The sequence below is a fragment of the Methylomonas aurea genome (assembly GCF_024505045.1).
GTDB classification, from domain to species: domain Bacteria; phylum Pseudomonadota; class Gammaproteobacteria; order Methylococcales; family Methylomonadaceae; genus Methylomonas; species Methylomonas aurea.
Genome location: NZ_JANIBM010000014.1, coordinates 87,847 through 98,577 on the forward strand (window position 1 = coordinate 87,847; position 10,731 = coordinate 98,577).

The following is a 10,731-nucleotide window of genomic DNA, read 5'->3' on the forward strand; positions in this document are numbered from 1 at the left end:
GGCCTTACTACGCTCAGGTGGTTTTATGAAATCAAGACATACTCGCAGCAGCCCGGCGGAGATGCCGGCCGACAAGGCGGCGCCGGGTTTTCCATCGGCCCGATATTTCCAGGTTCATTTCGAATATCTCCACGAAACCATCGGCGAATTAAAGCAGCAGATCGAGACGGCGAACCGGCAAATTGCCGAATTGCAGCGGCGGCTGTTGGATGCGGGAACCGAGGACGTCGATCTGGAAAGTCAAGCCGGCAACGCCTTTACAACTCAAGATTGGCGTTTGTAACCGCTGCTGTTTGTTTCGACCCAGCGCTGCTTGCCATTAGCCAGCGTTTCGCGCTTCCAGAACGGCGCCCGGCTTTTCAGATTTTCCATGATGAAACGGCTGGCGTCGAACGCGTCGCCGCGATGTTCGGACCAGACAGCTACCAGAACCAGGGTGTCGTTGGGCTCGACCTGGCCGACCCGATGGACTAGCAAAGTGTCCAGCATCTGCCATTGGCTTGCCGCTTGTTCGACGATTTGCTGCAGTTGCCTTTCGGTCATGCCCGGATAATGTTCCAGGTACATGCCGCAAACCGAATCGCCCTGGTTGAAATCGCGCATCGTACCGACGAATACGGCCGTGGCGCCGTATTTCCCGGCTATCCCGGCCGCTTGCTGGTGGTCGGCGATTTCTTGCCAAGGATCGAAAACCGCATCCGATAATTTCACTGTCATACCGTTCAGCCTCCCGTGACCGGCGGAAAGAACGCCACTTCGTCGCCGTCGCTGACCAGGCTGTCCAGACTCGCATAATTCATGTTGATCGCCGCGAGCAGCGCGTTCGGCACCGGCAGATCCGGATTGGCCTGTTGCCATAGCTCCAGCACCGAAAGCGGCGCCGGAACGACTAGTTCGTCGCCGGCGCGGCCGACTTGGTCTTTGAGGCTTGCGAAGTACAGCACTTTGATCGACATTCTGTTCCACCGGGTAATACAATGCGCGCTGGTTTAATAATACGTCCCGCCATGTCCAATTCCCCGCTCACCCATTTCAACGCCGCCGGAGACGTCCACATGGTCGATGTCGGCGCCAAGGCGGTTACCCAGCGCAGCGCGGTTTGCGAGGGCTATATCGAGATGCGGCCGGAAACGCTGGCGTTGATTGTAAACGGCGCGCATAAAAAAGGCGACGTGCTCGGCGTGGCCCGGATCGCCGGGATCATGGCCAGCAAGAAAACGGCCGAGCTGATTCCGTTGTGCCATCCTTTGCCGCTCAGTCACGTTGAAATCGACCTACAGCCGCAGCCAAGCCTGAGCCGGGTTTATTGCCGGACATTAGTCAAGACCAGCGGCCAGACCGGTGTTGAGATGGAAGCGCTGACCGCGACGCAGATTGCATTGCTGACCATCTACGACATGTGCAAAGCCGTCGATCGCGGTATGGTGATTCAGGGTGTGCGGCTGTTGGAAAAAAGCGGCGGCAAGTCCGGCGACTGGCGGGCGGAGGCCGCCGCTCCCTAGTATTCCGGTTTGGCTTGCGGGCTCCGGTTCAGGATTTTCTCGTCTATGGTTTTGTGCAGCAAGCGCAACAACTCGGCGGAGCCGTCTTCGTCGCTCTCCATCTCTTCCGGTTTGGCCAACGCTGCGTTGACGCGGATGCCGCCGGTCTCCTCCTTCAGTGTAATCAGATACTCGGCTTCGGCGTAATGGTTATTCAGCAAGGTTCTGATCAGGCTCAGATCCTTGCCGGCCGTATCGGGATCGTAACGCACTTGGAACCGACCGTCCTGCTGGTTTTTGTCGAGGATTTCGATGTCAGTGATTTTCAGCGCTGTCGCAAGCATTTCCCAAGCCCGCTCTTCTCGGGTTTTCAGAACCAGCAGCGGTTTGTCGCCGTCGGTGAACGCCATCAGCCCGGCCAGGACCGATTTCGGTTTCAGATCGTCGACGTCGATCGCCGGTTGCGGGTTAGTGTGTTCGATCGGCAATACCGGCGGCAACTCCAGATGGTGGGTATCGCGATATTTCTCGGGGGTTTCGCCGCAGGCGGCCAACAACAGGCACGGAAGCGCGTGGCGGACTCGTTTCAACATAACCGGGTTCACTCGCAAAAATAACGCCTGTGTTCCAACACCGGGAACGACACCCGCATTTTTTCCAGCCGGCTGATGTCGATTTCGCCGCAGACGAAGCCGGGGCCGGTCTTGTAGCAATCGAGCACTACGCCCCATGGATCCACGACCATGCTGTGGCCGTAGGTTTGCCTGCCGTTCATGTGAAAGCCGCCCTGGTTGGGTGCCAGCACGTAGCACAGGTTTTCGATGGCTCGCGCCCGCAGCAATACTTCCCAGTGCGCGGCGCCGGTTTTGGCAGTGAAAGCCGACGGAATCACTAAGATATCCAGGCCTTTTCGCGTCATGGGTCGGAAAAATTCCGGAAAACGCAGGTCATAGCAGACGGCCACGCCGAGGCGGCCGAACGGGGTGTCGATCACGCAGGAACCGTCGCCGGCTTCCACCGAATCGGACTCGCGGTATTCCTCGGCGGTATCGGGCACACTGACGTCGAACAGGTGCACCTTGTCGTAGCGGGCGACGCGTTCGCCTTGGTCGTTATAGATCAGGCAGGCCGCACGGACTTTATTCGGAACCGAGGCCTGTACCGGCATCGTGCCGCCGATGATCCAGACGGCGTATTTTTTTGCCGTGGCGGCCAGAAACTCCTGAATCGGCCCCTGGCCGTCGGACTCGGCAACCTTGACCTTGTCGTATTCGTTCATGCCCATGATGGCGAAGTTTTCCGGTAAAGCCACCAGTTTGGCTCCGGCTTTGACCGCTTCGGCGATTTGTTTTTCAGCTTCGAGCAGGTTGGCGCTGACTTGCGGACCCGAAGCCATTTGAATGGCGGCACATAGTGTCATGAATAGTCCCTGGTGTTTTTAGTTGATTGCGTCGAATGGGGCCAAGCGGCCGGCCCGCAATTGGGCGGTCATTTGCCGAGCGAATCCAGCCACTCGAAGCCGGTCAGGCTGCGCCAAGCTTTCTTCACCAAACCGTCCTGATCGTGCAGCGGCGTGACTTCGACATTGCCCCACGGCCCGCTCAATTTGTATTGCGAGCCGAAGAAATATCCTTCTTTGTAATCGTCGGTCACCGCCTGGGTAATTATAGCGGCGATGCCGCCGACGATTGTACCAGCAATGGGAAGCGCGCCGGAACTCTTGGGCACCACCGCCACCCGCTGGTCCAGGGTCTTGTTCACCAGGTCGGCGCTGCCGGCGATACTGAGTTTGGCCGAGACGGCGTCGATCACCAAGTCGTCGGAATAGGCCAGACCGTTACCGATTTTGACGGTGCCGGTAATCGTATCGAAGGCCAGACCCTGGCGATAAACGTCGCTGAAATCCAGGCTCAGGCGTTTGGCCCATTGTTCCATCGCGATCAGCCCCAGCAAGCGGCCGAAGCCGGGTTCGATGCTGGAGATACGGCCGTCGCTGAGCTTGAGCCGGAGCTGGCCGTTGATGCCGGCCAGAGAAAATTGCTGCGGCCCGCCGCGCCAACTGCCGTTGAAGCCGATATCGGCGTCGGTGCCGCGAAAGTCGTCGGTAAAGCCCAATTGCGACAGGAACAGGCCGAAGCCTTTCATGTTCAATTTGCCGGTGAGTTGGGTGGAACTGGCGCTGCCCAATTTCAACCAGTCGGCGCTAAAGTCGATGGTGCCGGCGACGCTGGCCAGTTGCACGTGCTTGAAATGAATGCCGTTGATCAGTCGTTCGGTGCGCAGTTTCAGATTACCCAAGTCCACGTTCCGCCATAGCAATTGCTTGCTGTCGATATCGATCAGCGGCAAATCGCCGACGGCCGCTTCTTCGGCGTCGCCGAAATTCAGCCCTTCCATGGCCGTCAGATTCAGGTGCTCCATTTGCAGACGGATGCGTTCGGTCCCGCCGCGCTGGTCCGGAATCGTGAAACGACCGCTGGCCATCGCGCTGTCGATGCTGCCTTGCCAGGCCTGGTCAGCATGTTGCATCCGGCAGCGCACCGCGCCTAATGTATGTCCTTGCCAGATCAATTCGCCGGTGTCTAGCACCAGTTCCTTTAGCGCGGGCAGGCGCCTTTGGTTGTCGCCGTCGCCGAACGCGGCCAGCGCTTCGGATAATTTGAATTGCGGTTGGCGGATTTCCAGCTTTAGGCCGGGGTGGTCGAAAATGTCCGAGCCGCCTTCGCCGTAAACGATATGCGCTGAATGCAGCCCGTTACGCTGGCCGTCGATTTGCAGTGTCGCCTGCACATTCCGGCCGTAACCGATATGCAACGGCACGAATTCGCCGTCGTCCAGCAAAAAACGTAAATTCAACGCGCGTTCTTCGCCTGCGGTCTTGCTCAGTCCTTCCGGCGCATCCAGGCTGACGCCTTGCAGATTGCTGGTAATTTGCAGGACGTCGGGCTGATCTGTGGCATAAGGCAGAGACAGTGCGACTTGGTAGTTGAAGCCGCCTTTGGCGGCCTGGGTTTTCAAAAAAGGGAACTGCTTTTGCAGGCGCTCGACGTCGGTGACGCCGCTGATCAATAATTGCGTCGCGTTCTGGTCGCTTTGCAATTGGCCGCGTATCGGATAGCCCAGGGTTCTGGCTTCGAGCGGGCTGCTGCTGACGCGGTCTTCGGTGAAGTGCAGTACGCCGCCGATGTTGTCGACCATAAGATCGACCGGCTTCAGCAGCAGGCGCGCCTTATCCAGATGGGCATCGACTTTCACCGTGGTCGGCAGGGTGTCGTAATAGGCGATTTTCAGATCCAAGTCGACTTGGGTGTCGCCCTCCGGCGCCAGTACTTTGGCCAGCGGATCGGTTTTGACGTGCAGCGGGGTTTTTTGCAGATATTGCAGGCTTTGCGGCAGCTTACTGTGTACTTGGCCCCAGACGTAGACGTAATCGCTGTTGGCTAAATCCGGAATCGTCACGACGGCCTGATCGATATCCACATCTTCGCTACGGCCGCCGTCGATGGCAACTTGCAGGTCGGAGCCGAGAAACTGCACGTCGGCATGCACCGCGCGCAAATGCGGCCACAAGGCATTGAACTGGATTTCGCCGTCGTCTATCGCAAACACCACTTCGAAACGGCCGGCGCCGTTGCTGAACGGAAAGTCCGCCAGCTTGCCCTGCAACAGCATTTCGCCCTTGTCGATATGGCCGCCGATAAAGGCGTCGTCCAACCAGGCTACGGCGTCCTTGCCCATGATTTTAGCCGGCAGGTAGCGCGGCACCTTGCTGATGTCGGCGAAATTGCCGAAGCGGGTGCGCATGTCCAGTACCGGACTGCCGCCGTTGTTCGGGATGCTCAATCGCAGCCGGGTTGTGGTTTGGAAGTCGGCGCTGTCCAATTGCAGGCCTTCGCTGGAAAATTGCCAATCGCTGCCGGTTTGCAACCAGTCCAGCCGCCCAGTCAGGCGGGCGATCTCCAGTTTGTCGCGGAACAGTTCCGGCGCGTCGAAACCGGCGCGTTCGGTGGCGAATACCAATTGCCCTCCTTGGTCGCCGGCACTAATGCTGCCGCGCAAGCCTTGCAATTGCGGCATGCCGTCGACGGCGTCGATGCCGAGTTCGGCAAACCCGCCATGCAGGGCGTAATGCTGTAGCGTGCTGTCGCTGTAAAACGCCGCGTCGCGCAATTCGCCGCGCGGATTCAGCTTCAACCAGCGTTCGTAGCCGGCGGCGTCGGCCAGAAACGGCGCGGTCAAATGGTCCAGCGCCTGCAGATTCAGGGTTTCGATACGGCCGCCGAGATTGCCTTGGGCGTCGCGCTGCAGGTAAAACTCGCCGCCGTGCCAGCGTTGGCGATTGCTGACCGCATTCATGTCGTAAACGCCCCAGCGCTGGCGGCCGTCGGTTTCGCTCCAGGCCAGATTGCCCTCGAAGGTGTCCAATTGCAGGGATTTGTTGCCTTGTTTGCCGATTTTGATCTGCTGACCCTGAACGTAACCGGCAATCCGGTAAGGCGTCGAGTCGCGCCAATCGCTCCACAGCCGAATATCGCCGGAACCCGAATACAAATGCAGTCCGGCCGGTAAGTCTTCGATCAACCAGGCCGGACCTTGCAAATTGTCGCCTTCGACGTAGAGCCGGCCGTTGATCGCATCGGCCTGGAAAATATTGCCGTGCAATAGTGCGGAAATCCGCAAGCTGTCGCCCAACGAGTCCGGCAACCGGCTGATCAAATGGATTTCGTGGTCTTGTTCGGCACGGTGGTTTTCGATGCGTAAGTCGAAGTTAGCGATCGTCACCGGCGGCCGCTGCCGTTTCAAGTCCAGCCAAGTGACCTGGCTTTGCAGGATTTCGTATTGGCCGCCTTCCAGCAACCACAGCGGTTGCTCGTCGCTGCTATGCAGGCCTTTGATGCGCAGGGCGCCGTCGGCATCGCGGATGATGTCTAGTTTGGCGCCGACCAGCGTGACCCAGCCGGAGGCCATCGCATCCTGGGTGAACAACCATTCCAGCAAATTGATGCCGATCCGGACCTGTTGCAAACTGATCGCCGGTTTGGTGCCGGCTTCCGCGGCGTCTATCGTGATGTCGCGCAGTATCAATTCCGGGCTGAAGCCGCGCATTTTGGCGCTGAGCCGGCCTATGTGCAGCGGCACGCCGCTGATGCGGCGAATTTCGCTTTCCAGCCGTTGGCGGTGGTCGGCGATGTCGATCAGAAACAGCCTGACCGCGCTCAATGCCAGCGCCGCCGCGATCAGCGACCAGAACAGCAGGTGCCGGGTGGCCCGGCTGACATGGCGGTGGATAACCAAAGCTTTGGCCTATAACAACACCACGTCGTAGTGTTCCTGGTTGTATTCGGCTTCGGCGCGAATCTTGATCGCCACCTTCAAAAACACTTCCAGCTCGGCCAGCATGTCGGCTTCCTCGTCCAGCAGCATTTCCACCACCTGCTCCGAGGCCAGTACCAGAATCTGCTGCACGCTGTATTGGCGCACCACGCGGATGATTTCGCGGAAAATCTCCAGGCAGATCGATTCGGCGGTTTTCAGTACGCCGCGGCCGCCGCAAGTCGAGCAAGGCTCGCACAGAATGTGTTCCAGGCTCTCGCGGGTACGCTTGCGGGTCATTTCCACCAAGCCCAGCGCCGACACCTCGGTGATCTTGGTTTTGGCGTGGTCTTTTTCCAGATTGCGCTGCAGCGCGGCCAACACTTGCTTCTTGTGCTCGTCGCTTTGCATATCGATGAAATCGATAATGATGATGCCGCCCAAGTTGCGCAGCCGCAGCTGGCGGGAAATGGTTTGCGCCGCTTCCAGGTTGGTCTTGAAGATGGTTTCTTCCAGGTTGCGGCCGCCGACGTAGCCGCCGGTATTGACGTCCACCGTCGTCATCGACTCGGTCTGGTCGAACACCAGATGGCCGCCGGACTTGAGCTTGACCTTGCGGTCCAGCGCCTTGCTGATCTCGTCCTCGACGTTGTAGATGTCGAACACCGGCCGCTCGCCGGAGTAATGTTCGATCACCGAGACGATTTCCGGGACGAAGGTCTCGGCGAATTCGACCAGCTTCAAAAAGGTTTCCTTGGAATCGACCCGGATTTTTTCGATGCCGTCTTTGTACAAATCGCGCAAGGTGCGGATGCTCAGCGGCAGGTCTTCGTGGATCAAGGATTTGACTTTGGCCTTTTTGCTCTTGTCCAGGATGGACTCCCAGAGTTTGTGCAAGAAGGTCATGTCGGAATACAGAATCACTTCCTCGACGCATTCGGCGGCGGTACGGGCGATGAAGCCGCCCGGCACCTGGTGTTTTTGCTGGTAGGCCTCGATGCAGGCCCGCAGCCGGGCGCGTTCGGACTCGCATTCGATGCGCTGCGACACGCCGGAGTTGCCGGCATAAGGCATGTAGACCTGGTAGCGCGACGGAATCGAAATGTCGGTGGTGAGCCGGGCGCCCTTGTTGCCGAGCGGGTCCTTGGTGACTTGCACCACCAGTTTCTGGCCTTCCTTCAGGTAATGTTCGATGTTCTCCGAGCCTTTTTCGGCCAATTCCTGGCTGCTGAAGTCGGACAAATGCAGAAAGGCGGCCTTGTCCAGGCCGATGTCGACGAAGGCGGCCTGCATGCCCGGCAATACCCGGCACACCTCGCCCTTGTAAATGTTGCCGACCAAGCCTTTCTGGCGGACGCGCTCGATGATCAGTTCCTGCAATACGCCGTTTTCGATGACGGCGACCCGGGTTTCCGGCGGCGTCACATTGATTAATATTTCTTCGCTCATTGAATTACTTCTATGCCGGCTTGGCTCAACAGTTGTGCGGTTTCGAACAGCGGCAGGCCCATCACCCCGGAAAAACTGCCGGCGATCGACTCGATAAACACGCTGGCCAGCCCCTGAATCGCATAGGCACCGGCTTTATCGCAAGGTTCCCCGGTTTGCCAATAGGCCACGATTTCCTGGTGGCTGAGGGGGCGGAAACGCACTTCGCTGACGCTCACGGCCTGCCAATGGTTTTGCCCGCTACGCAAGGATACCGCGCTATACACCTGGTGGCTGCGGCCGGACAGCCGGCTCAGCATTTCGATGGCATGTTGCAGATCGTCGGGCTTGCCCAAAATCCGGCCGTCGCAAATCACGCTGGTGTCGGCGGCCAGTATCGGCAAGCGGCTGTCGCTTTGCGCCGCACACACGGCCGATTTTTCGGCGGCGACCCGCTCGACGTAGGCGGCCGGGGCTTCGCCGGGGATCGGGGTTTCGTCGATGTCGACGGCCATGACGGCGTGGCGGATGCCGATTTGGGCCAGTAATTCGCGGCGGCGCGGCGACGCCGAGGCCAGGATTAGTTGAGGGTTCATGCCGTTAACGGTGGTAAGGATGGTTGTTGAGCAGACTCCAGGCCCGGTATATTTGTTCGGCAACGACGATACGCACCAGCGGATGCGGGAAGGTCAGCGGCGACAGGCTCCAGGATTCGCGCGCCAACTCTTTGACCTGCGGCGCCAGGCCTTCCGGGCCGCCAACCATCAGCGCAACCGGCTGGCCGTTGCCGAGCCAGCGCTGCAAAGCCTGCGCCAGATCAGAGGTAGACCAGGGTTTGCCCGGAATATCCAGCGTCACGACGTGGGCGCGCGGCGGCAAGGCGGCGATCATCCGTTCGCCTTCGTCGCGGGTAATCCGGGCCAGGTCGCCGCTTTTGCGCTTGTCCGGCGCGATTTCGCGCAGTAGCAACTCGCACTCGCGCGGCAGCCGCTTGGCGTACTCATTATAACCTTGCTGTACCCAGTCCGGCATTTTGCTGCCGACGGCGATCAGATGAATTTGCATGGCGGGGAGGATACACAGAAGCGGCAAAGCTGACAACGCAGGGCGGCCGGCAGAGGGCGACGCCGCGGTTAAATTAAAGCGCCAAGTCGTCCAATGGGCTGACAACACCTTGGCCGCCTTGATTCAGCACATGGGTGTGAATCATTGTGGTTTCCAGCTCGCTATGTCCCAATAAGGCTTGAATGGTGCGAATATCGGTGCCGCGTTGCAGCAAGTGCGTAGCAAAACTGTGGCGGAACGTATGGGCCGATACTCGCTTGTTGAGGCCGGCCTGCCGAACCGCCGCTTTAATCGCCTTATTGATTAGCGATTGGTCTACATGATGGCGGCGAGTCTTGCCGGATAAAGGATCGACCGATAACGAACGGGCCGGGAACACATATTGCCAGCCCCATTCGCGCTCGGCATTGGGGTATTTCTTGGTCAGTGCATGAGGCAGATACACTGCGCCGAAACCGGCTGCCAAATCCTGATCGTGAATTGCCTTGACCTTCTCCAGATGATTTTGCAGCATCGGCACCATGGCCGCCGAAAACGTCGTCACCCTGTCCTTATCGCCCTTGCCGGAGCGCACGGTAATCTGCCTGTAGGCGTAATCGATATCCTGCACTCGCAAGCGGACGGCTTCGGAAATGCGTAAACCGCTACCGTACAAAAACTTGACCACCAATTGCGCGACGCCTTCCACCCGCGGCAAAACCTGCTTGATCTCGTCCACCGACAGCACCACCGGAATATGACGGCTGGATTTGGAGCGAATCGCTTCGATACGCTTGAGCAGTGGGACACCCAAAACCTGCTTGTACAAAAACACCAGTGCATTCATGGCTTGGTTCTGGGTGGCGGACGCCACCTGGCGCTCGGTGGCCAAGTAGCTCAAAAACGCCTCGATCTTGGCCTCGGCATCCTCCAGCAAAGCAGCCCTTTCGCTCAGCCGATGAAACTTGACGAATTGCTTGATCCACTCGCAATAGGTGCGCTCGGTATGCAGCGAATAATGCTTGAGCCGCATAATGCGGCGCACGTCTTCCAGCAAGGTTGGCGATTTTGTGCTTGACATCAAATTATTAACGAATATAGTGAGGCGCAAGCTGATTATAGAGGCAAATGTGCCCGAATTTATGGCAAATATCCGGTTATCAAGGCAGATGTGCCCGGTTTGGCGGTTATCAGGGCAAAAGTGCCCGAAATGGCCGGCAATATCAACTTGTCGGGCAGATTTGCCTGATAATCAATAGTTAGGCACCAGCAAGCGAGGCCGCAAAAAAAACGGGGTTCAGGGATTAAGTGCGGTGGTCAACGTGTGCCATTGCCAACCCAAAACCCGGCATTCATGCCGGCAAGATAAAGAGTGACAAGTAACGGAATTTAGGCGGCGCAAAAAGCCGCCGAAAAGTAAAAATGTTTCACGGGTTTTAACTCGTACAAATAAGAACGGTTATCA

General features: G+C 58.4%; 11 protein-coding genes. 2 read left to right on the forward strand and 9 right to left on the reverse strand.

What is annotated here, in order from left to right:
• Positions 1-25: 25 nt before the first annotated feature.
• On the forward strand, positions 26-283 hold the full coding sequence (locus NP603_RS12950) for a hypothetical protein (RefSeq protein ID WP_256611301.1): 258 nt from the start codon (positions 26-28) through the stop codon (positions 281-283).
• Here NP603_RS12950 and NP603_RS12955 read toward each other — a convergent pair.
• Positions 265-717 (reverse strand): molybdenum cofactor biosynthesis protein MoaE, encoded by a 453-nt coding sequence (locus tag NP603_RS12955; RefSeq protein WP_256611302.1) that lies wholly within the window; start codon positions 715-717, stop codon positions 265-267. The genes NP603_RS12950 and NP603_RS12955 overlap by 19 nt on opposite strands.
• A 5-nt stretch (positions 718-722) precedes the next feature.
• Positions 723-956 carry a MoaD/ThiS family protein gene (locus NP603_RS12960; protein ID WP_256611303.1) on the reverse strand — a complete coding sequence of 78 codons (234 nt, stop codon included), beginning with the start codon at positions 954-956 and terminating at the stop codon, positions 723-725.
• A 51-nt stretch (positions 957-1,007) separates the two neighbouring features.
• Between NP603_RS12960 and moaC the strand changes: the two genes are divergently transcribed.
• Positions 1,008-1,502 (forward strand): cyclic pyranopterin monophosphate synthase MoaC, encoded by a 495-nt coding sequence (moaC, locus tag NP603_RS12965; protein WP_256611304.1) that lies wholly within the window; start codon positions 1,008-1,010, stop codon positions 1,500-1,502.
• Here the strand turns inward: moaC and bamC are convergent.
• The 7 genes from bamC to NP603_RS13000 all read right to left on the reverse strand — a co-directional run bounded on the left by bamC (position 1,499) and on the right by NP603_RS13000 (position 10,347).
• Positions 1,499-2,074 carry an NlpB/DapX family lipoprotein gene (gene bamC / locus NP603_RS12970; protein ID WP_256611305.1) on the reverse strand — a complete coding sequence of 192 codons (576 nt, stop codon included), beginning with the start codon at positions 2,072-2,074 and terminating at the stop codon, positions 1,499-1,501. The genes moaC and bamC overlap by 4 nt on opposite strands.
• 8 nt (positions 2,075-2,082) lie before the next feature.
• A complete protein-coding gene (locus NP603_RS12975; RefSeq protein ID WP_256611306.1) occupies positions 2,083-2,901 on the reverse strand; it encodes a carbon-nitrogen hydrolase family protein in 819 nt (272 codons plus the stop codon).
• A gap of 68 nt (positions 2,902-2,969) precedes the next feature.
• The gene (locus NP603_RS12980; protein ID WP_256611307.1) at positions 2,970-6,776 is read right to left on the reverse strand and encodes a YhdP family protein; all 3,807 of its coding nucleotides are present in this window, start codon (positions 6,774-6,776) and stop codon (positions 2,970-2,972) included.
• A 9-nt stretch (positions 6,777-6,785) separates the two neighbouring features.
• Complete coding sequence (gene rng / locus NP603_RS12985) at positions 6,786-8,243, reverse strand: ribonuclease G (RefSeq protein ID WP_256611308.1); 1,458 nt, start codon at positions 8,241-8,243, stop codon at positions 6,786-6,788.
• A complete protein-coding gene (locus tag NP603_RS12990) occupies positions 8,240-8,818 on the reverse strand; it encodes a Maf family protein (RefSeq protein WP_256611309.1) in 579 nt (192 codons plus the stop codon). Before NP603_RS12990 ends, rng begins: the two co-directional genes overlap by 4 nt.
• A 4-nt stretch (positions 8,819-8,822) precedes the next feature.
• Positions 8,823-9,287 carry a 23S rRNA (pseudouridine(1915)-N(3))-methyltransferase RlmH gene (gene rlmH, locus NP603_RS12995; protein WP_256611310.1) on the reverse strand — a complete coding sequence of 155 codons (465 nt, stop codon included), beginning with the start codon at positions 9,285-9,287 and terminating at the stop codon, positions 8,823-8,825.
• 73 nt (positions 9,288-9,360) lie between these two features.
• Complete coding sequence (locus NP603_RS13000; protein ID WP_256611311.1) at positions 9,361-10,347, reverse strand: integron integrase; 987 nt, start codon at positions 10,345-10,347, stop codon at positions 9,361-9,363.
• Positions 10,348-10,731: the final 384 nt, after the last annotated feature.